This window comes from Veillonella parvula, assembly GCF_040097785.1.
Lineage (GTDB): Bacteria > Bacillota > Negativicutes > Veillonellales > Veillonellaceae > Veillonella > Veillonella parvula_D.
Map to the genome: position 1 here is coordinate 99,169 of NZ_JBBNNS010000003.1, position 21,238 is coordinate 120,406.

The following is a 21,238-nucleotide window of genomic DNA, read 5'->3' on the forward strand; positions in this document are numbered from 1 at the left end:
TAATTTTATAAAACTAATAAAGGAGGAGGGTTAAATAGTGGTCACATTAATGCAGATAAAGTTGGGTTGCAATCGGACACAACTATTTACCAACAAGGTCAAGTTGTAGGGCGTGATGCTGTAGAATTACAAGCAAAAGAGAATGTCACTGTTAACAATTCTATTGAACATTTAACAAACCAAGATGTTTTACATAAAACAGCAGGTATTGCTGTAACTGGTGATACAGGCGTTATGATTGTCTCTGCTGGCAATGATGTAAACCTAGGTGGTGCAACTATCGAAGCATTGGGTAAAGAAGGTGCTATTACTATTACAGCTGGACGTAATATTAATAGTACTACAGATACTCTTACAGCAAAAAAAGATATGACTCAAGATGGGGATAATTATTTACGAACCTATCGTCAAACTGAGTTGGGAACGACAATAGAAGCTGGTGGAGATATATCTATTGGTGCTAAACATGATATTAAGGCACGTAATTTGACCGTTAGCAGTGATACTGGGGCGGTAAAAGTAATTGGTGAACATGATGTATCCATTGAAAATGGCTATAGTGAATCTAAGGATGCATTTGCTTTAAAGTATAAAGAAAAAGGTCTTCTTAATAAAAAAGAAACTAAGATCAAAACGAATGATGAATCTACAAATGCATTAATGAGTACACTTAGTGGTCATACTGTAGTGGTGGGTGCTAATAATGATGTGACACTTACATCTTCTAATATAGTGAGTACCGCAGGAACAACTGTATTAGCAGGTCATAATGTAATAACCGATGCCGCAGCAGAACATACACTAAGTACAGCGTCTAAAGATGTAAAAAAAATCTGGTATTATGGGTGCTGGCATGGGTATCATGATTGGTAAAAAGCAATCTAAAGATAACTACTATATTGATGAAACAACTCATAAAGCCACTACTTTAGGCTCTACCGATGGTGAGGTTACTGTACAAGCTGGTGATACAGTTCACTTGACTACTACAGATATTATAGCGGATAAAGGAATTAGACTTAGTGGACAAGATATAGTATTAGATGGCAAGGAAGATCATTACCTTTCTAAAGAAAGTCATGAATATAAGTCTTCTGGCCTTACGGTTAGTCTTGGAGGCTCTGTTGCGAATGCTATTAATACAGCTTATGGGCTACAACAAAAAGCTAAAGGCCGTGAAGATAAACGTTTAGCTGCACTAGAATATATGGAAGCCGGTAAAGAGCTTAAAACAGCAGCTGCGAACATTCATGATTACACAAGCTATACTGTTGGTTCTGTGTTAAAGAAGGGAACTGAATTAAAAGAGCTAGGACAAGCCCAACTAACATCTGCACAAGAGCTGAAAAATGCTTCTCTTATGAATCGATATGCGAATACAGCAACAGCAAATGTTGCTGATTATAAAACTAAAGTAGGCGAAGCCAATATAAGTAAAGGGAATGCAGAATTAGCTAATTTAGAAAATGATAAAGCTGGATATAAAGCTAAGAAACGTGCTAAAGCAGATAATCTTGTAAATATTCGTGTAAGTATTGGCTCTAGTAGTAGTCGAAGTGAGTCCTCTTATGAAGCAGATACATTTGATGGGGGCTCTATTGAAAGTAATGGAGAGATTACTATTGAGGCTAATAGTGCAGATTCTATCAAGGGAAATATTAAAGCTGTTGGTGAAACAATTTCCGGTAAAACAGTTAAATTACTGGCTTCTAATGATGTATCTTTGCAAGCGGCAACAAATACAAGTGAAAAGCTTGAAAACGCTAAGAGTAAAGGTTGGTCTGTTGGGGCTAATATCAGTGTTACTGGCGGCGGCATACTAGGTTTTGATGCAAGTGCTAATGCGGCAAAACAAAAGAGTAATACAAAGGTAACAACACATACTGGCACTACTGTTGTAGGCTCGGATGCTGTTGCTATTATATCTGGAAAGGACACCCATATCAGTGGTTCCAAGGTAATTGGTAAATCTGTAACAGCAGACGTAGGTGGGAACCTTTCTATTGAAAGTTTACAAGATATAAAGACATATGTAGGTGAAAGCTCTAATAAAGGGTTTAGTGTATCTACAAATGCGGGTTCTCTAAGTAATGTATCTATGAGCTCAAGCAATGGTAAAATGGAAAGTGATTATGCAAGTGTTACTGATCAAGCGGGTATATATGCAGGTAACGGTGGATTTGTAATTAACACGGCTGAAAAAACATCATTAACAGGGGCTGTTATAGATAGTGCAGCAGACTCTAATAAAAATAAATTATCCACTAAATCATTGGATGTTAAAGATGTTGAAAATACGGCAGAATATACGTCTCGTAATTTAGGTATGAGTTATAATCACGTAGGTAATTTTAAGAATCTTAGTAAAGCAGGAAAAGATGCTGTGTGGAACACATTGGGCACATTACCTAATCTGTTACCAGATTCTAGTAAATCTAGTTCTTCCACTACAAAATCTGCTATTTCAAATGGTACAATAGAAGTACGAGACGCTAACTTTAATATGCAAACACTGTCTCGAGATACAAATACTAGTTTAAATAAGCTTGATGAAATCTTTGATAAAAAGAAAATTGAAGAACGTCAAGAATTATCTAAGGTATTTGCAAAAGAAGCCTTTGGTCAATTACATAATTGGAATCCGACCTCAAAAGAAGGTAAAGCGGCAAAAGCAATAGCCCATGGTGTAGTGGCGGAAATATCTGCTCGTATGGCAGGAAATAAACCGGGTAGTGGTTTTTATGTGGGTGCCACCAATGAGGCATTAATTGGAGAAATTCAAAAAATTGCTAAAGAAAAACCTGATGTAGCTCAAACATTAAGTGCTTTACTCGGTGCTGCTGTAAATGGTAGCTTAGGCTATTCCTCTGTAACAGGTGCAGCTGAAGCACAATATGGGACTAAATGGAATCAATATTTAACAACAAATCCAGATACAATATATTTGGCAAAAAAATATTTAAAGAAAAAGAACGGAGAAAGTTTAAGTGAGAGTGAAGTAATATTCCTTTTGGGGGTTTTAAGGAATATAGCTGAAAAAGATAGTGATAAAGCTAAATCCTGGAAGATAATGTCAGAATCATATTGGGATTTATCTCATTGGGAGGATTTTCTTATTTCATATGGCAATTTATCCTATCAAAGTATCTCTGACTTTGAACATCATTATAGTTTATTGAAGAATGAGAAAATTAGACTACAAAAAGAGTTAGTCAAACAAGGATATGAGTTTACTGATGTTGTAACGGCTAAAGATATTTATGTTGATGAAGATAGAAGAGCCTTGGATGAAGCAATAAGATTAGAGAAGGAAAAGGCTATTGATGTTAATAAAGAAAGAGATGTTAATAAACGTCAGAATATAATTCACTACACAGCAAAGGAAGCTGGTATGGCTTTTGAACGTAATGTACTTAAATCTGAATTCCCTGTGTTAACAGTTTTTTTTGAAAAAATGAGAACTGGGAATGGCAGTATGGAAAAGTATAACTCGAAAAGTATTTTAGCAAAAACAATTGCTCAGTCTAAAGGCATTAATGATATTTTAGTTTCTTTGCGTGATGAGGATTTTGATAAGGATACAAATAGTGTTTTAAAACGTATTGATATTAATTTTGCTAAGACTGAGAAGGGTGGCGGATGGTCCGATTTAGGTGCGTCGGTAGGAAGAATGGCTATTAGATTAAAGGTTATAAGGCATGGTGATTATTATGATGTCAGACTTTTAGGTTTCGATAGGTCTAATTATGAATATAAAGAAGATGCTAGTGATATAAGTAATAAGTGGATTAGATGGGCCAATAATTTCTTTTATGATTTACAACAACAAGGTTTAATTACTCCGTTTTCTTTTGAGGTAACTTCTAATTTTTACTTCAATAAGGCTACTGGAAAGGTATATACTAAATGATAATACTAAAATCTTTACTGAAGAGGGTGGGTTATTTTGTAATTATATTTATTAGTATTGTAGCTATATATATAATGACCTATGCTGCGTCTACAACAACTTTTTTAGCTTCTTCTAATTATGATTCTGCTCTCGGTAGGGATGCTGGTTATCTTGATGATATGGATTATGATTTACGTGTTCCAGGCGAAATACTGACTGTTGAAGTTTATAATGACTATGAAATTGCGTGTTTAACATCCTTTGGTGGCATTTTTGTGAATGGTAATGAAGGACGTATTCGATATCTTGTTGAGATCGATGATAGAGCATCTCTTTTAAAAGAAATTGCTTCTTATAAAGACAAAGCAAAGGAGCGACAGGTTGTAGTGCTTGAGGACAATCAATTGTTAAGTGATAAAGAGAAAAAACTCTATCAAAAGTTACTTGATAGAGTTGATAAGCGTCTTCCTACTTATGTAGATGTAAATCGAGAGCCCAAATGGCTTCAAGTACTAAGAAATATAACAGGAATTGATAAAAGCTTAATGTAATGGTTTCCTATATATAGTCGGTTGATGATAATTTAGGCTACGATTTGGAAAGAGGTAGATAAGTGACATCTCAAGATTTGATTATAATATTGGGGGGGATAGCTTTACTTCCTGATTTAGTCTCTGAGTTAAAATCTGGGTTTGTATTTTTTTATTGATTATAGTTTGTATGGGAATTTCTTTGGTTGAAATGTACTTTATGCTTAAAAATGATGAGTTTGAAAGTGATAAAGTAGAGATGTATCAGTCTAATATTAAAGTAGGCGTATATGTTTGGTTGTTTTTAGTCGCTTTATATATTTTTTTATATGTTTTGACCTATTATTAGATATTCTGACCGTACATATAGCAGGATCTATTGATTAACGTATAATGCTAATATAAGGTATATGAATCTAAAAAAGGACGCTATAGTCTAATCTTCAGTGAGCGGTATTACTGAATGGGTTGGAGCCATAGTGTCCTTTTAGTTTTTATGGATTTGATGTTTGAGAGCATGTTATTAGATGCATTAGTTGCTACTAACAGTTTAACTAGACCTGAGGGAGGACTTTTTTAGCACTACGTATGATATAATTTATTTGTATTGAATGATTACGCAGAATTTATATTTAATAGAAAGAGGTTCCTTATGGCATCCGGCAGATCTGAAAAAGAGTTACAAGGCGTAACGATGTTAGGTCACAAGACCGATTATCCTACTGATTATGCGCCACAGGTGTTAGAGGCGTTTGATAATAAACACCCTGACAATGATTATTTCGTTAAGTTTAACTGTCCTGAGTTCACTAGCTTGTGTCCTATGACAGGGCAACCAGACTTTGCCACAATCTATATTTCTTATGTGCCAGATAAGAAAATGGTAGAGTCCAAGTCTTTGAAGTTATATCTGTTTAGTTTCCGCAATCACGGGGACTTTCACGAGGACTGCATCAACATCATCATGAAAGATCTTGTGAAGTTGATGGATCCTAAATATATCGAGGTTTGGGGCAAGTTTACGCCTCGTGGTGGTTTATCTATCGATCCATACGCAAACTATGGCAAGCCTGGTACCGAGTGGGAAAAGACTGCAAAAGAGCGCCTTCACTTCCACGACATGCAGCCAGAGCGCGTAGCATACCGTTAATATGGCATACGAATATTTAACAATGGTCACATCGTTTATAATGTTTTTTATGATCGGTGTGACCTTGTCTATACACCCTGCGTCGATTATGGTAGGGTCAAATACCTATATAGAATCACAAAGCAAATGGACTCGATGGAATGGCTATATTATTTTTGTGTTGCTCCTATTTGTTATGGACCTGTTCCTAACAAATGCTGTATATTTAGCCTTTTACGATATATACGGCAACCTTATGAACATAGGTCATCTTGATGTTGATTTTATGGATATTTTCTTTAGTGAAAGTTTCCAAGTCATTGTAGCTATCATGTTTTTGCTTGTGTTATTCCAAGTTTTGGGGCTTGTCGATGTAGCGCATGGTGAAAGAAATCTATCCTTTTACTACAGCCAAGTAGAGTCGGGCAAGGATCAGCCATCTTGGATGGAGCGATACATGGAAAGTGAGAAAGGCTCGCTGGGAGCAAGTATAATAGGACTCCTATACATGCTCTGGATGACCAAGAGGAGCATGTGGACATATATTGTCTGCGTTGTGTGGTTCAAGGTTTTAGCTATGCTAGTGAATGTACTAGTCTCACCCGTTATCAACCGCATTATGCATGAAAATAATGAGTTGTCTACGCATCTACTGCTAGATCCTTATATAATTTCCTATGTAGTAGCAGGCTTCCTGTGGGGGCATGTAGCGTTGCATCATGATTTTAGTAAACTATCTGGTTTGGCTAAGAGCGTTGTCATATCCTTAGTTCCTCGTCTAAGTGTATTGGTGGGAGCCGTTCTCTTTATTGCTTTGGCTCTAGCCATCATATTGGTGCCTATCACTTGGGATATCGTGGTGGACATTCTTACAAGTAAATAGATGAACCTAGTTATTTCCTGTATTTTTAGGGTTTTAAAAGCTATTCTCATTCTCTTGACAATGGATTAATACAGATGATAGAGTATGGTTGTATTAATTAGAATACATAAACGGTTATACCCCGTGTATGGTGAATAACAAGGTGCAATATAATATCGTCCTTGGGATGTTCCTAAGGGCGATTTTTATCATCTATCGCTAGAGGGAGAATTAGATGAGTATAGTAACAAACCAAACAACTGAACTTATCGGTAAAACGCCGGTATATCAATTACAGCATACTAATATTTATGTAAAACTTGAAAAATATAATGTAGGTGGCTCTGTGAAAGACCGTGCCGTACTTGGCATGTTGCAGGCTGCAAAAGAGCAGGGTCGCATTCACGAAGATAGTATTATCGTAGAAGCGACGAGTGGCAATACGGGTATTGCTCTTGCCATGGTGGGCGCTATTCTACATATTAAAACAGTGATCATCATGCCTGAAAGTATGAGTAAAGAACGCCGTGAGCTTATTAAGGCGTATGGGGCACAACTCATCTTAACTCCAAAAGAAACAGGTATGAAGGGGGCTCTTGAGCGGGCAAATGAAATTTTAGTGAAGTATCCAAATGCTTTCACCTTGGGCCAATTCGTAAATCCTGAAAACCCAGATATGCATTACCGTACAACGGGTGCTGAAATCGTAGAACAAGTGCCGAACGTCGATGTATTTGTAGCGGGTATCGGCACGGGTGGTACTTTCACAGGTGTTACAAGACGATTGAAAGAACATAATCCTAATCTAAAAGCCATTGCTGTAGAGCCAGCGGGATCTCCTGCTATTACCGAAAGCAAGGGCGGTCCTCATAAAATTCAAGGCATTGGGGCTGGTTTCATTCCTGAAAACTTTGACCAAAGCTTGATGGACGGCGTACAAACTGTCAGTGATGAAGAAGCCTTTAGTGAGGTGCAAACCTTTATGCGTGAAAGTGGTATCTCTATTGGTCTTTCCGCAGGGGCGGCCATTGTAGCGGCAAAACGCATTGCTCGTGAATTACCTAAGGCGAATATCGTTGTTATTGCACCTGATGGAGTAGAGAAATATTTATCCCTTTTGGACTTCGGCAATAATGAATACGTTAAATAATAGATTTTAGATAGATAAAATACGAGATTTTGAATGATAAAAGAATAGGTTCTATATAGATATAAAGCCTTATATATAGGAATATAGACCAAATATGTTGTATACTAGATATATCTATATTTCTGTAGAATATAAGTAGAGTTATTTGAGATGGAGTCACTATGATGCAAGGTTTGCGCGATTTATGGGGCAAAATTCAATATAATATTAAGCGTGTAATGGATTCTGACCCAGCTGCCACAAGTGTGTGGATGGTTATATGGACATATCCGCATATTACGGCGCTGTTCTGGCATTTCTTTGCTCATCGCCTTTATAAGGCGGGGTGGCCGACCTTGGCTCGCCGTGTAGCACTACATTCTCGTCATGTGACGGGTATCGAAATCCATCCGGGTGCAACAATCGGTCGTGGTTTATTTATCGACCACGGTATGGGCGTTGTTATTGGTGAAACGGCTATTGTAGGCGATAATGTAACCTTGTTCCATCAAGTAACACTAGGTGGGATGTCTTCTAAAAAGGTAAAGCGTCATCCGACTATTGAAGATGATGTACTCATCGGTACGGGTACAAAAATTTTAGGGGACATTACGATTGGGGCGCGTACGAAGATTGGCTGTAATCTCGTTATCAAACATGATATTCCTAAGGATATGGTAATTTTTGAAACAGATCCAGAAAATATGTATGTTCGTAAACCTAGTCGCAATGCAACTGCTGCACAAGCAGAGGAGAAGAAAATCCCTGATAATTACATAGAATACTATATTTAATATAGAAACGTATTTAATATAAAATCATATTTAATATAGAATCATACAAAGAATCATACAAACCTCTAACTATTGGATTAACTAGTAGTTAGGGGTTTTTTATGATTCGAAGAAACATGATTCTGTGATTTATTGGATTTAGATTTGGTATCCATTGGGTATATGTTTGAATTAGTATGGTTATGATGTTTTTATTAAACTTTTATACAAAAATATCTATTCATATATTGACATGGAAAATCATTATTGGTAAAATATAAACATAATCAATATTGATTATAAATTAAATAAACGAATTGATGGCATATAAGCCAACTGAGTTTGTTCTGCTTTTAGAATGAACTGTAATTGAGAATTAAATGGTAAAAGGAGTATTATTATGAAAAACGTACAACAAGTAAATCAATATTTAGCAGATCTTTCCGTGTGGAATGTAAAATTACATAATTTACACTTCAATGTAACTGGTCCGCAATTCAAATCCATCCATGAATACTTGGAATCCATCTATGATGAAGCATTTGAATATTTTGATGCAGTAGCAGAACATGTAAAAATGCAAGGTCAATTCCCATTGGTAAATTCTGCAGAATACGCAAAATTGACTAAAATCGAAGAACTTGGTCAAGAAGATATCCCTCAAGCAAAGGTAATCGATATTCTTCTTAAAGATTTCAAATACATGAAAGATCAAGCTGTAGCGATTCGTGCAGCAGCTGATGAAGAAGATGATTTCTTGCTCGTGAGCATGATGGAAGATCACGTTGCATACTATGTAAAACAAATCTGGTTCATCGAATCCATGTTGAAATAAGACAATTGACAATGCTTTATTAGGTATGATATGATTACTCAGTAAAGCATGGAGGATTACTCAAGAGGCTGAAGAGGACGGTTTGCTAAATCGTTAGGGCGGGTTACCGTCGCTAGGGTTCGAATCCCTAATCCTCCGCCATGTAAAGACCTTACATCATTCGATGTGAGGTCTTTTTGTATAATATATTAATTTATTATATTATTTATATAGGCCTAATTCGTGAGGATTCGAGTGAGTTCAAGGCCTTATTAGTATTGAATGACACAGGTGTGTAAGGGTATAGAGTTGACGTATGTCTAGGGGTTTCATATAATAGATTGTATAAAATGTAATTTTAAGGAGACTCTTATGAATACAAAACATACACGTCAAATGAATCGTATCCGTCGAGCGTTAGGCATTGGCACATTATGCCTCGTTGCATCTGTTGGCTTTAGTCATGCTGAAAGTATTGCCATTCCAAGTGCACGTCCTATGGTGGATGGCGTAAGTGCTGATGTAGAGACTGTTAGTAGTTCTAGTAAAGGGCAACAGCATGTAAACTCAGATGTTATTACGCCTAATGATTGGACGTATACAGCGTTACAAAGGCTCATTAAACATGGTGCTATTACAGATACCCACGGATTTACTTTTGATGGTGCTAGCTACACAAAGGATGAGCTTATGCCACTTATCGATGAGGTAGTCACAAAACGTGAGCAAATGAACGATAATGATCGAGAATATGCATTGCGTATTTACCAAGAAAATATGCGTGATGTAATGGATTACCGTATTGCTCGCGATAAAAAAGCTACTGATGAGCGCCGTCAAAAACTAGATGAAAAGCGTGCTGAAAAGGCTAAAAAATCTGGTAAGACGTATCAAGTATCCAAGGATCAACAAGAGGCTCTTGATAAGGCTGGCGATGAAGTAGCAAAACCGGAAGAACGGGCTTTAACAGATGAACAAATCAAAGAAAAAATGAAGAAATTCAAAATTGATGATTCTCGCGTTAAGGTAAATAATGAAGTGCGTATTCGTTATGCGGATTCCAAGGATAAAAAGTCCAAAACAGATGCTCGTATGCAGACGGAGATGACGTTTACTCTATAACTCTTAGTAAGGGGTTATAATGATTGATTTTTTAAAGAAACAATTGTTTACTGTCCATCAAAACGGTAAGCAACAGGTAAGTGATGTCTTTAAATATATAGGACCTGGTATAATCGTAACCGTTGGATTTATCGATCCAGGCAACTGGGCCGCTAACTTGGCAGCTGGAGCCAGTTATGGTTACGAATTATTGTGGGTAGTCACACTATCTACGATTATGCTCATTTTATTACAGCATAATGTGGCACATTTAGGCATTGTACGCGGTCAATGCTTGTCGGAATGTGCCTATGAATTCTTACCGCGTTATGCATCTCGCTTTGTGCTTAGTACAGCAGGAATTGCGGCGGCAGCGACGGCCTTGGCTGAGTTTATTGGTGCCGCTATCGCCTTGAAGATGCTCTTTGGTATTCCTATCTTGATAGGCAGTAGTCTGACGGCTCTTATCTGTACGGTCATGCTCATTACGAACTCCTATCGTAAATTAGAGCGAATCATTGCTGGCTTTGTGTCCCTCATCGCGTTGGCGTACCTCGTTGAGGTAAATATGGTCAATGTGGATTGGGCAGCGGCTGGTATCGGTTGGGTGGATCCTAATATTCCTAATACATCGATGCTCGTTATTTTGAGTATATTAGGGGCCGTAATTATGCCTCACAACTTGTTTTTACACTCTGAAATCATCCAAAGTCGCCAGTTTAATACACAAGACCCAGCGATTATGAAACGGCAGTTGCGCTATGAATTCCTCGATACTTTGTTATCTATGGGGATTGGGTGGATGATTAACTCCGCCATGATTATATTGGCGGCGGCTGTCTTCTTTGCTCATGGAATTGAAGTAACAGAGCTTGAACAGGCTGAAGAGTTGTTGCGACCACTCATTGGACCCGCAGCGGGTATTATTTTTGCAATAGCATTGTTATTTGCAGGTTTTGCCTCATCCGCTACGGCAGGTATGGCGGGGGCAAGTATCTTTGCAGGAATGTTTGGCGAGTCTTACGATATGAAAGACTTCCATACGCGATTAGGCTTGGCACTAACATATGTTCCAGCATTATTGTTGATCGTGTTTATTACAGATTCCTTCCAAGCATTATTGTTCTCTCAAATGTTCTTGAGCTTGCAATTACCAATCACCATCTTCTTGCAACTTTACATGACGAGTAGCCGCAAGGTCATGGGAGAATACGCAAACCGTAAATTTACAAATATTCTCTTATGGAGCATAGGTATCATCGTTACGATCATGAATATCTACTTATTGATTGTAGGCTAATAGAATATTCTTTGTTAGTTACCAAAAGGTTTATTATAAAATCATAATTAGAATACAGCATTAGAGTACAATATTAGAGTATAATATTAGAGTACAACATTAGAATACAAAATTAAAATGCAAAGGACCGCTATGGCGGTCCTTTTGTCATGTTACTAACGTATCTATTATGTGAAAAGCGTATCTTTGAATACCCAAGAGGGGTATAAAATATGGTACAATTAAAGATAGTATAATTAAAATTAATATAATATCTGTTGGGGATATTCCTTAGCAGTGTGATATATGGAAAACTAGGAGGCCCTAATGGCAAAGGAAATCAAAGTGCAAGAGACAATACAATCTGATTTTAGTGTTGTGGTTAACGACATTGCTGAAGAGTTATTGACGCGCCTCAATATGGATGAGGATGGTTCTGTTATCGATATGTTCCAAACAGGCTCTTTTGATCCTTGGCAGTTATTCGTATTTTTTGGCGCTTTAGAAAAAGCTCTTATTGAGTTCAGAACGGATAAACGCAAGAAAACGGTTATCGTTCATGCACAACCTGAGGCTCTTATCGGCATAGGTCGCGTAGTGACACCTGTATCTACTATGCTTGAGCATGTATTGATGTCTCGTTTGAACGACATGAGCGAAGGCCGCTTGGAAACAGGCATGCTTACAGTATCTGCTGAAAGTATCGATTATGAAGGTGTAAACCTTAAAGGGCGTCACGTGGTTATCGTATGCGACCTTGTAGATGAAGATTCTAATTATCTCAAAGAATGCATTAAATTATGTAAAGAATTGAAAGCAAGCCACGTAGTGGCGGTGCCTCTCATGTTGTGGAACCCAGAATTGATCGATAATTTGACAGAGGAATCTATTAAGGCGGAATTATCTCATGAAAATCGTCCTCTCTCCTAGTAAGACAAAAACGATTGCCGATGTTGCTAGAAATGATGAGGCAGTACATTATGCAGTCCGAGACAGACAATTTCAGCCGCACATCACACACGAAATCATAAAACATGTCCGATCTCTCGATGTAACGGCTCTTGGTAAAGCTTTAAAACTAAAGGATGATAAGGCGCAAGCTTTATATGACTTTTATCAAGCTTTTGAGTCCCAGCCAGTAGGTGTGGCTTGTGAAAGCTACGATGGCATTGCTTTTAAATATTTAGATTGGCAGAACTTGTCTGATGAGGCTAAGACCTTTGGTGAAAGCCACCTCGTTGTAATGTCTGCGTTGTACGGTGTCGTTGAACCTAATATGGGTGTGCGCGATTATCGACTCGATATGGTTGATAAGGTAGGCGTTAATTTATACGATACATGGCGTGAAGCAGTGGATGCATACTTTCACAAGGAAGATTGGATCCTAAACCTAGCATCTAAAGAATATGCAAAAATGGTGAACCATCCAAAGGTGGTAACCATTGAATTTTGGGAATTACGGGGCGACACGTTTAAGCAGATGAGTACGTCCTCCAAAATGAGTCGAGGTGTGATGGCTCACGAATGTTTAACACGACAAGTGAAACATGTGCGGGACTTGCCGCGCGAAATCAATGGATTTACCTGTGTCACTGACATTGAATCCATCACCATACCAAGCGAATCGATGACGATTCGTTATGAAAGGAAGTGATTGTTTGCAAGTGCAAGACATTCTTGCAAAAGACCTCGTCGGCGATGAATGGCTGACCGAGGAGGAACTAAGATTTCTCATGTCTGTAACTGATGAAGAACAGTTGCAGTTAATATATAAAAAGGCCTACGAAGTAAAGGCAAAATACGTAAAGCCTGTAGCGTATTATCGTGGCCTCATCGAGTTCTCGAACCGATGCATTAAGAATTGTAATTACTGCGGAATCCGCCGAGAAAATGATAAGGCGGAACGCTTTGATATGAATCGCGAAGACATCATCAAGATGGCGCAGTGGGCATATGACCATGAATATGGTTCCATTACACTCCAATCTGGTGAACGCTGTGATGATGCCTTTGTAGACTATGTTGTGGATTTAATTCGCGACATTAAAGCCATTGGTGATGGTTCTCTTGGCATAACGATGTGTGTAGGGGAACAAAGCGAAGAGGCGTACCGCCGCATGCGTGAAGCCGGTGCGAGTCGTTATTTATTACGCATTGAAACAACTAATACAGATTTATACCATAAAATTCATCCTCGTGATGAATTGCACTCCTTTGAGACGCGCGTAGAATGTTTACGTCGTTTGCGCCGCGTAGGCTTTCAAGTTGGCACAGGCGTTATGATTGGCCTACCTGGTCAAACTGAGGAAGATCTTGTGAACGATATCTTGTTCTATCGCGACATGGATATCGACATGATCGGCATGGGCCCTTATGTGGTGCATCACGATACGCCTCTAGGTCAAGAAGCATTGGCGATGGGTATCGATGACGAAGCAGGTAAATTGCGTCGTGTTCAACTGGGGCTCAAGATGATTGCGTTGACTCGTTTATTTTTGAAAGACGTAAATATCGCAGCTACTACTGCATTACAAGCACTCGATAAGCTAGGCCGTGAAAAAGGTTTAGCCGCAGGGGCGAATATCCTTATGCCTATCATCACCATTCCTGAACACCGTGCAAAATATTTGCTATATGATAACAAGCCATGCGTAGACGACAATGCAGAACAATGTAAAGACTGCTTGACGCGCCGCGTAATGTCCATCGGTGATACAGTGGGTTGGAAACAAAATGGGGACTCTAAACACTACGGCAAACGGACGGGGAAATTTTAGTATTCTATGTTTTAACTAAATTATTTAGTGAATTAATATATTTACCACTAGTATTGCCTATATATAGATGGGGCCCCGTTACATAACGACAACTTAATTAAAAAAGACGGTCTATACTTGCTTGCTCCTCGTTCCTGATGTCGCGGCACAAGTACAGACCGTCTTTTTTATAACTTTGTGAGGACACTAGTCCCATCTATATATAGGATATACCGATAAAGTCTTATTAATAATTTAATTAAGTTTAGGATCTACATAGGAATACTAAAATTTTTGTTCTAATTTAGTATTAGTATATAATCCTCTTTTTCTAAGAAATTTTTCTCAGAAAAAGAGGATTTTTTTATTGTAGTGTCGAAATGTATTAGCAAAGCCGTAATTTGCCAGTAAGGAGGCGATTCCAATGAAAGAGTACAGTAGTGATAAAATTAGAAACGTTGCTGTTGTTTCCCACGATGGTGCGGGCAAAACAGCTCTTGTTGAATCCTTGTTGTTAACTTCTGGTGCGGTTGATTTCGTAGGTAAAGGTCAAGATAATAAACATATTATGGACTTTGAACCGGAAGAAATTAAACGTAATGTAACTATTCAATTGGGCATGGCGCCATGTGAGTGGCATGAACATAAGGTTAACTTCATAGACACTCCAGGCTATAACGAATTCCATGGCGAAGTTCGTGCCGCTTTGCGTGCTTGTGATGGTATGTTGATGGTGCTATCCTCCACATCTGGTGTAGAAACTGACACAGTTCGCGCATGGGATTATGCAGTTGAATTACAAATGCCTCGCATGGCATTTATCAATAAAATGGATGTCGATGGTGCTGATTTCTTTGGCACTATTGAAAGAATGCGGGAATTATTTGGCAAAGGCATTATGCCATTGCAGATTCCTATCGGTGAAGGCGCCGATTTTGAAGGCGTTGTAGACGTAGCGAAAATGACTGCGTTTACTTATAAGGACGGCCAACCAACAGAGGTCGCTGTACCAGCTCACCTTATCGAAAAGGCTCAAGAAATTCGGGAAATGACCGTAGAAGCCGCGGCTGAAGGTAGCGATGAGTTGTTGGAAAAATATTTAGAAGGCGAAGAATTATCCTTAGAGGAAATCCGCCAAGGCTTGCGTGAAGGGATGATTAGTGGCCGTGTGTGCCCAATCATGTGTGGCAGTGCCACATCTCGTATTGGCTTAGATCAAGTATTGGATCGGATGATCCGTTACATGCCGGATGCAACTAAAAAAGTGATGACCGCAACTGATGCGGAAACCGGCGAACAATGTGTTGTACATGTAGATAAACCATTAACTGCATTCGTATTTAAAACATTGTTAGACCCATTCGCAGGCAAACAAAGCTTTGTACGTATCTTCTCTGGTGAACTGAAAGAAGGCGATCGCCTTTATGATGTAAACCAAGGTGTAGAAGAAAAATGGGGCAAGATGGTTACCCTTATCGGGAAGCAACAAATCCCTGTATCTGCTGCAAAAGCTGGCGATATCGTAGTTATACCGAAATTGGCCAATGCTAAGACCGGCGATACATTAACGGCTCCTGACTTTAAAGTGACATACGATGCTATCCGTTTCCCTCAACCTTTGTATACAGTGGCTATGGAACCAGTGAAAAAAGGTGAGGAGGAAAAATTAGCTAGTGCTGTTCTTAAAGTGGCGGAAGAAGATCCTACTTGCGTAGTAGTGAAAAATGCTGAAGCTCGCCAATTACAAATCGATTGTATGGGTGAAGTACATCTCGAGCATATCCTCAACAAAATGGACCGTAAATACGGCGTACAAGCTAAACTTGTGGCTCCATATATTCCATACCGCGAAACCATTAAAGGCTCTGCTGAAACCGAGTCTAAGTATAAGAAACAAAGTGGCGGTCATGGTCAATATGGTCACGTTAAGATTCAAGTGGATCCATTATATGATGGTAGCGAATTTGCATTCGTAGACAAAATTTTTGGTGGTGCTGTACCTAAACAATACATACCAGCAGTGGAAAAGGGTGCCAAAGAAACCCTAGATAAAGGCCTAATTGCAGGATATCCTATGATTGGCGTGCAAGTGACACTCTTGGATGGATCTTACCACAGTGTAGACTCCTCAGAGTTAGCATTTAAAGTAGCTACGTCACAGGCTATCAAGGATGTGATTCCTAAGGCGAAACCAGTCCTATTAGAACCAATCTATGAAGTCAACGTGTTTGCACCAGATGCTTTCATGGGCGACATCATGGGTGATTTGAATAGCCGTCGAGGTCGTGTATTAGGAATGGAACAAAGTGAAAGAACAGGTATTTCTGTTGTTAAAGCACAAGTACCATTGGCTGAAATGTCCGATTATGTGACTGCATTACGCTCCATTACACAAGGACAAGGTGTATTTAACCGTCAGTTCTATACCTATGAAGAGGTTCCACATAAGCAAGCGGAAGAAATTATCGCTGCTCATAAAACCCAAGAATAAGGTAATGGCCACATGCTGTATCTAATACAGTTTGAATCACTACAACTGAATAGACAATTGCATAATGTAACAATTTAATACTGTAACAATTTCATAGCGTAATAATTGACGTAAGTCATAAATTTGAATAGTATTTTACTGAGGCCCTCCATATATGTAGCGTATGGAGGGCTTTTACATAAGAGAATAGCTAGTTCTTTATGTATATATGTGCTAACATAAAAGGTAATATAATTGGTTTATTGTGGTGCCATATTCATAGATATTGTGAAAGGATTGTGTATGTTTTTCTCTAGTATTACCGCAGATTATACAAAAATGGGCTATCCTAAAGCCATTGTGCGCGCTTTGGATTTCTTGAAAAACACAGATTTGAAAGCGTTGCCTGGAGGACGTCATGCCATCGAGGGTGACATGATGTATGCTAATGTAGATGATGTAGAAACAAAACTATTTGAAGCCACAAAACCGGAATCGCATCGTAATTATGTAGATATCCAATTTATGGTGAGCGGCGAGGAAAACATGGGCTTTTTCGTAGATAAAGGTTTCATTAAACCTGTGGAGTCCTATCCGGATCGAGATTGCTATTTCTATCCTAATGAAGCTGTTGATGAAGGGCAAATCCATTGCCCAGAAGGGTACTACACTGTATTCTTCCCGTCTGATGTTCATCGGCCCTTGCTTGCTGTAAACGATAAACCTATCAAAATCCGTAAGGTGGTTGTGAAAGTTCACGTATCTTTGCTCGGTGAGTAGTATGAAACAATATGAAGTTATTGGTGTTATTATAACTCTATTGGGGGCTGTTTTATGGGGTGTATCAGGTGCATCCGTACAGTTCTTAAGCAATTTTAGAAATATGAATTTGGAATGGCTAGTAACTATGCGATTGATTACAGCAGGTTTACTAACTGTTATTTATGCATGGTTTAGATTTGGAAATTCTATCTTTAATGTATTTCATAGTGTAAAAGATACGCTAGGACTCATTGTTTTTGGCGTATTTGGAATGGCCTTATGCCAATATACATACTTCAGATCCATTGCTTTAGCGGGAGCTGGTATTGCAACGGTATTACAATATCTGGCACCATCTATGATTATTATTTATCTGCTTGTTCGCTATGGTAAACGACCATCCAAGGGAGAGATGGTTTCTGTTATACTTGCTTTAGTGGGGACCATTTGTTTAATGGGCAATGATGATGGCCTTTCTATTGAAAGCTTCCCTCTAATGGTTCTCGTATGGGGCCTTTTATCTGCTATCGGTGTAGCTGTATATAGTATTTCTCCTGTTGATTTACTCTACAAATATGGTACCTTACCTATTGTAGGATTCGGGATGCTCATTAGCGGTATTGTAGCCGCTATATTATTTCATCAACCAAACTCATATGCAGTGTGGGACGCATGGACTGTTATTGGTTGTTTCAATGTCATATTTCTCGGGACGATAGTATCTTTCAATGCCTATTTAGAAGGGGTTAAACGAATTGGGGCCGTACCAGGCTCTATTTTGTCATCTATTGAACCTATTTCGGCGGCTTTCTTTGGGTGGGCTTTTTTAGGAAATGAATTTAGTCTATTAGGACTAATTGGTATGGCTATGATTATTTCTACCGTTGTTATCATCGCTTGGGATAGACAACGAACTATTAAACGAGAAGTACTGGCAAAACTGAATAAAACAATATTAGAATAAATCGATAAGAACACATATATCACAGAAATCATTTCGTGGTATATGTGTTTTTTGTTGTAACATAAAGTATATTTTAGATACTGTATACATGCGCCATTTAGTTGACTATTTACATTTCAATTCATATAGTAAATGTATACGTGATTATTAGTTTGTTAAGGAGGTATTTATGTCTGTAAAAGATTTTGTGCAACAACGACGCGATGCGTTAATCGCTATGCGTCGCGACTTTCATATGTACCCTGAGCCTGCTTGGCTTGAGTATCGATCTGCTGCGAAAGTGGCGGATACGCTTATTTCTTTGGGCTATGATGTGGCGTTAGGCGCAGATGTACTCGATTTAGAATCTCGCATGGGCTTGCCTAGTGATGAGGTTATGAAAGCTGCTATGGATCGAGCCATCAAAGAAGGCGCAAATCCTGAGCTTGTTGAAAAGATGGGCTATGGTAAAACGGCCATTGTTGCAACTATGAAGTTTGGTGGTGAAGGCCCTGTAGTAGCATTTCGTGTAGACATGGATTCCAATGATGTCATTGAAGCTAAAGATGATAACCATGTACCCGCAAAGGGCGGGTTCCGTTCTTGTCATGATAAGGCGATGCACGCCTGTGGTCATGATGCACATATGACGATGGGGCTAGGCCTAGCTGAATACTTGGCTACGCACAAGGATGAATTCAAAGGCACTATCAAACTCATCTTCCAACCAGCAGAGGAAGGTGTACGCGGTGCTAAAGCGATGGCGGAAGCAGGCGTAGTAGATGATGTAGATTTGATGTTCGGCATGCATATTGGGTTTAACGAAAAATTATCCAATTGCTTTGCTTGTAGCGATCATGGCTTCTTAGCGACAACAAAACTTGATGCGGTGTTCCACGGTTATTCTGCTCATGCCGGGGGCTCTCCTGAAAAGGCACAAAATGCAATGCTCGCCGGCTGTACAGCAGTTCTTAACTTACAAGCCATCGCTCGTCATAGTCAAGGCGCTTCTCGTATGAATGTAGGTGTTTTTGAAAGCGGTACAGGCCGCAATGTGACGCCTGATGTGGCGGTGCTTAAACTAGAAACTCGTGGTGCTACGACAGAAATCAATGATTACATGATTGAACGGTCGAAGACTATTATTAAAGGTGCTGCAGAAATGCATGATTGTACCTTTGAAATCACAAAACAAGGAGAAACTCCTGCAGGTCGTATCAGTGATGATTTAGCTCGTGAAGTACAAGCTATCGTGGAACCACTTGGGATCTTTAAAGAGGTGCCATTCGATTACAGTGGTGGCGGCAGTGAAGACTGTGCGTACTTCTTGAATCGTGTCATCGATCGCGGCGGTAGAGCAACCTACATGGTAGTAGGTTCTGCTATTAAAGCGCCACATCACAATCCGCTCTTTGATATCGATGAAGAAGATATGCTAAATGGTATCGTTGCATTAGGTACTATTGCAGCTCACTATTTAAAATAAGCTTTATGTACTAGCATCATATGGTTTGTCAGTAATTGATGTAATAGATTGTGAGGTGTTACATGATTCAACGAGAGCGATTGGTTAAAGATTTTGAGGCTATGGCCCAATTGACGGCATCTGGTGAGGGCATTAATCGCCTTGCTTTCACCGATGCAGATTGGGCAGGACGGCAATATATTATAGACCGCATGACTGATGCGGGTTTATCCGTTGAAATAGATGATTTTGGTAATGTCATTGGCTATAAGATTGGTAAGAAACCAGATTTACCAGTTGTCATGGTAGGGTCTCATACAGATAGCGTACCCAATGGAGGTAATTACGATGGTGTGGTGGGCGTGTTATCTGCCATTGAAGTAATTCGTAGCATGACTGACGATAGTTATGAACATGACCATACCATCGCTGTGGTATCCTTCATGTGCGAAGAGTCCGGTCGTTTTGGGAATGCTACACTAGGTAGTAAGGCCATGCGTGGTGAATTAAGATTACAAGACTTACACCGATTGGTAGATAAACAAGGAGTTTCTTTGTACGAAGCATTGAAAGGTCGCAACTTAAATCCCGATGGGATTGAAGAAATGGAATATAAACGACCTGTAAAGTCTTTCACAGAAATTCATATAGAACAAGGAAAGGTACTAGAGCACGAACAGAAAACGATTGGCATTGTGACTGGTATTGCAGCGCCAGAGCGATTCTATGTGACCATTCGGGGCAATGCCGATCATAGTGGCGCTACGCCGATGAACTTGCGTCATGATGCTCTATGTGGAGCTTCAAAAATCATCCTCGGCATCGAGGAGATTGCATCCATGCAAGAGGAGCCACCCGTGGTGGGTACTGTTGGTGTTGTAGAGGTTATGCCTGGCGCGATGAATGTCATTCCTGGTGCTGTAAAGCTAGGGGTAGATATTCGTAGCATTTCTAAGGTAGCTCGCAATTCTGTAGTTACTCTCGTTAAGGAATTTATCGACATTACTGCCGAGAAACGTGGATTATCGTATACAATTGAAACAATTGCACAGGACCATCCAGTGGAGATGCACCCGGCGATGATTCGAGAAATCGAAGAGGCTGTTAAGTCTGTCGGTATAGAGTACATGACAATGCCGAGCGGTGCCGGTCATGATGCGATGCATTGGGCGGAGGCAGTTCCTACGGGAATGATCTTTATTCCATGTCGCGATGGCATCAGTCATAATCCTGCAGAATTTGCTGAAATGGATGATATCGTAACGGGTGCAGAGGTGCTTGATAAGGTGCTTAGAAAACTTAGCTTGGAAGAAACAAAGCTTGTTTAATATAT

Annotated in this window: 18 protein-coding genes and 1 tRNA gene; all 19 read left to right on the forward strand. The window is 39.2% G+C overall.

Annotation, left to right across the window (positions count from 1 at the left end; translation table 11 throughout):
• Positions 1-66: 66 nt before the first annotated feature.
• Entirely contained in the window at positions 67-873 is an 807-nt protein-coding gene (locus AAA071_RS06700; RefSeq protein ID WP_270279296.1) for a hypothetical protein, read from the forward strand.
• Positions 854-3,910 carry a hemagglutinin repeat-containing protein gene (locus AAA071_RS06705; RefSeq protein WP_302132097.1) on the forward strand — a complete coding sequence of 1,019 codons (3,057 nt, stop codon included), beginning with the start codon at positions 854-856 and terminating at the stop codon, positions 3,908-3,910. Before AAA071_RS06700 ends, AAA071_RS06705 begins: the two co-directional genes overlap by 20 nt.
• Positions 3,911-3,936: 26 nt before the next feature.
• Complete coding sequence (locus AAA071_RS06710) at positions 3,937-4,443, forward strand: hypothetical protein (protein ID WP_128113953.1); 507 nt, start codon at positions 3,937-3,939, stop codon at positions 4,441-4,443.
• A 631-nt stretch (positions 4,444-5,074) separates the two neighbouring features.
• Positions 5,075-5,572: a preQ(1) synthase gene (gene queF, locus AAA071_RS06715; protein WP_004697960.1), complete on the forward strand. Its 498-nt coding sequence runs from the start codon at positions 5,075-5,077 to the stop codon at positions 5,570-5,572.
• Positions 5,573-5,807: 235 nt separating this feature from the next.
• Positions 5,808-6,434 (forward strand): hypothetical protein, encoded by a 627-nt coding sequence (locus AAA071_RS06720; protein WP_295816845.1) that lies wholly within the window; start codon positions 5,808-5,810, stop codon positions 6,432-6,434.
• Positions 6,435-6,648: 214 nt separating this feature from the next.
• Positions 6,649-7,563 carry a cysteine synthase A gene (cysK, locus tag AAA071_RS06725; RefSeq protein ID WP_287513078.1) on the forward strand — a complete coding sequence of 305 codons (915 nt, stop codon included), beginning with the start codon at positions 6,649-6,651 and terminating at the stop codon, positions 7,561-7,563.
• Positions 7,564-7,724: 161 nt separating this feature from the next.
• Entirely contained in the window at positions 7,725-8,336 is a 612-nt protein-coding gene (gene epsC, locus AAA071_RS06730) for a serine O-acetyltransferase EpsC (protein ID WP_278472876.1), read from the forward strand.
• A 379-nt stretch (positions 8,337-8,715) separates the two neighbouring features.
• Entirely contained in the window at positions 8,716-9,150 is a 435-nt protein-coding gene (locus tag AAA071_RS06735) for a Dps family protein (RefSeq protein WP_227037557.1), read from the forward strand.
• 50 nt (positions 9,151-9,200) lie between these two features.
• A tRNA-Ser gene (locus AAA071_RS06740) sits at positions 9,201-9,291 on the forward strand.
• Positions 9,292-9,501: 210 nt separating this feature from the next.
• Positions 9,502-10,251, forward strand: a complete 750-nt coding sequence (locus AAA071_RS06745) for a hypothetical protein (protein ID WP_278472873.1) — start codon at positions 9,502-9,504, stop codon at positions 10,249-10,251.
• 19 nt (positions 10,252-10,270) lie between these two features.
• Positions 10,271-11,530 (forward strand): Nramp family divalent metal transporter, encoded by a 1,260-nt coding sequence (locus AAA071_RS06750; protein ID WP_118091105.1) that lies wholly within the window; start codon positions 10,271-10,273, stop codon positions 11,528-11,530.
• A gap of 306 nt (positions 11,531-11,836) precedes the next feature.
• On the forward strand, positions 11,837-12,439 hold the full coding sequence (locus tag AAA071_RS06755; protein WP_008603200.1) for a hypothetical protein: 603 nt from the start codon (positions 11,837-11,839) through the stop codon (positions 12,437-12,439).
• Entirely contained in the window at positions 12,417-13,163 is a 747-nt protein-coding gene (locus AAA071_RS06760) for a YaaA family protein (protein WP_195213535.1), read from the forward strand. The genes AAA071_RS06755 and AAA071_RS06760 overlap by 23 nt, the downstream gene beginning before the upstream one ends.
• Positions 13,150-14,286: a [FeFe] hydrogenase H-cluster radical SAM maturase HydE gene (hydE, locus tag AAA071_RS06765; RefSeq protein ID WP_229039634.1), complete on the forward strand. Its 1,137-nt coding sequence runs from the start codon at positions 13,150-13,152 to the stop codon at positions 14,284-14,286. The genes AAA071_RS06760 and hydE overlap by 14 nt, the downstream gene beginning before the upstream one ends.
• Positions 14,287-14,689: 403 nt before the next feature.
• On the forward strand, positions 14,690-16,756 hold the full coding sequence (fusA, locus tag AAA071_RS06770) for an elongation factor G (protein WP_195213534.1): 2,067 nt from the start codon (positions 14,690-14,692) through the stop codon (positions 16,754-16,756).
• Positions 16,757-17,038: 282 nt separating this feature from the next.
• A complete protein-coding gene (locus tag AAA071_RS06775; protein ID WP_195213533.1) occupies positions 17,039-17,515 on the forward strand; it encodes a NanQ anomerase/TabA/YiaL family protein in 477 nt (158 codons plus the stop codon).
• Position 17,516: 1 nt separating this feature from the next.
• Entirely contained in the window at positions 17,517-18,461 is a 945-nt protein-coding gene (locus AAA071_RS06780; protein WP_278472867.1) for a DMT family transporter, read from the forward strand.
• 169 nt (positions 18,462-18,630) lie between these two features.
• A complete protein-coding gene (locus tag AAA071_RS06785; RefSeq protein ID WP_195213531.1) occupies positions 18,631-19,926 on the forward strand; it encodes an amidohydrolase in 1,296 nt (431 codons plus the stop codon).
• 62 nt (positions 19,927-19,988) lie between these two features.
• On the forward strand, positions 19,989-21,233 hold the full coding sequence (locus AAA071_RS06790; protein ID WP_278472863.1) for a M20 family metallo-hydrolase: 1,245 nt from the start codon (positions 19,989-19,991) through the stop codon (positions 21,231-21,233).
• Positions 21,234-21,238 lie beyond the last annotated feature (5 nt).

Excerpts from the sequence above, each read along its gene's own strand:
- AAA071_RS06705 (WP_302132097.1), top strand. The coding sequence starts at position 854 with ATGGGTATCATGATTGGTAAAAAGCAATCTAAAGATAACTACTATATT.
- queF (WP_004697960.1), top strand. The coding sequence starts at position 5,075 with ATGGCATCCGGCAGATCTGAAAAAGAGTTACAAGGCGTAACGATGTTA.
- AAA071_RS06720 (WP_295816845.1), top strand. The coding sequence starts at position 5,808 with ATGAACATAGGTCATCTTGATGTTGATTTTATGGATATTTTCTTTAGT.
- cysK (WP_287513078.1), top strand. The coding sequence starts at position 6,649 with ATGAGTATAGTAACAAACCAAACAACTGAACTTATCGGTAAAACGCCG.
- epsC (WP_278472876.1), top strand. The coding sequence starts at position 7,725 with ATGATGCAAGGTTTGCGCGATTTATGGGGCAAAATTCAATATAATATT.
- AAA071_RS06735 (WP_227037557.1), top strand. The coding sequence starts at position 8,716 with ATGAAAAACGTACAACAAGTAAATCAATATTTAGCAGATCTTTCCGTG.
- AAA071_RS06745 (WP_278472873.1), top strand. The coding sequence starts at position 9,502 with ATGAATACAAAACATACACGTCAAATGAATCGTATCCGTCGAGCGTTA.
- AAA071_RS06750 (WP_118091105.1), top strand. The coding sequence starts at position 10,271 with ATGATTGATTTTTTAAAGAAACAATTGTTTACTGTCCATCAAAACGGT.
- AAA071_RS06755 (WP_008603200.1), top strand. The coding sequence starts at position 11,837 with ATGGCAAAGGAAATCAAAGTGCAAGAGACAATACAATCTGATTTTAGT.
- AAA071_RS06760 (WP_195213535.1), top strand. The coding sequence starts at position 12,417 with ATGAAAATCGTCCTCTCTCCTAGTAAGACAAAAACGATTGCCGATGTT.
- hydE (WP_229039634.1), top strand. The coding sequence starts at position 13,150 with ATGAAAGGAAGTGATTGTTTGCAAGTGCAAGACATTCTTGCAAAAGAC.
- fusA (WP_195213534.1), top strand. The coding sequence starts at position 14,690 with ATGAAAGAGTACAGTAGTGATAAAATTAGAAACGTTGCTGTTGTTTCC.
- AAA071_RS06775 (WP_195213533.1), top strand. The coding sequence starts at position 17,039 with ATGTTTTTCTCTAGTATTACCGCAGATTATACAAAAATGGGCTATCCT.
- AAA071_RS06780 (WP_278472867.1), top strand. The coding sequence starts at position 17,517 with ATGAAACAATATGAAGTTATTGGTGTTATTATAACTCTATTGGGGGCT.
- AAA071_RS06785 (WP_195213531.1), top strand. The coding sequence starts at position 18,631 with ATGTCTGTAAAAGATTTTGTGCAACAACGACGCGATGCGTTAATCGCT.
- AAA071_RS06790 (WP_278472863.1), top strand. The coding sequence starts at position 19,989 with ATGATTCAACGAGAGCGATTGGTTAAAGATTTTGAGGCTATGGCCCAA.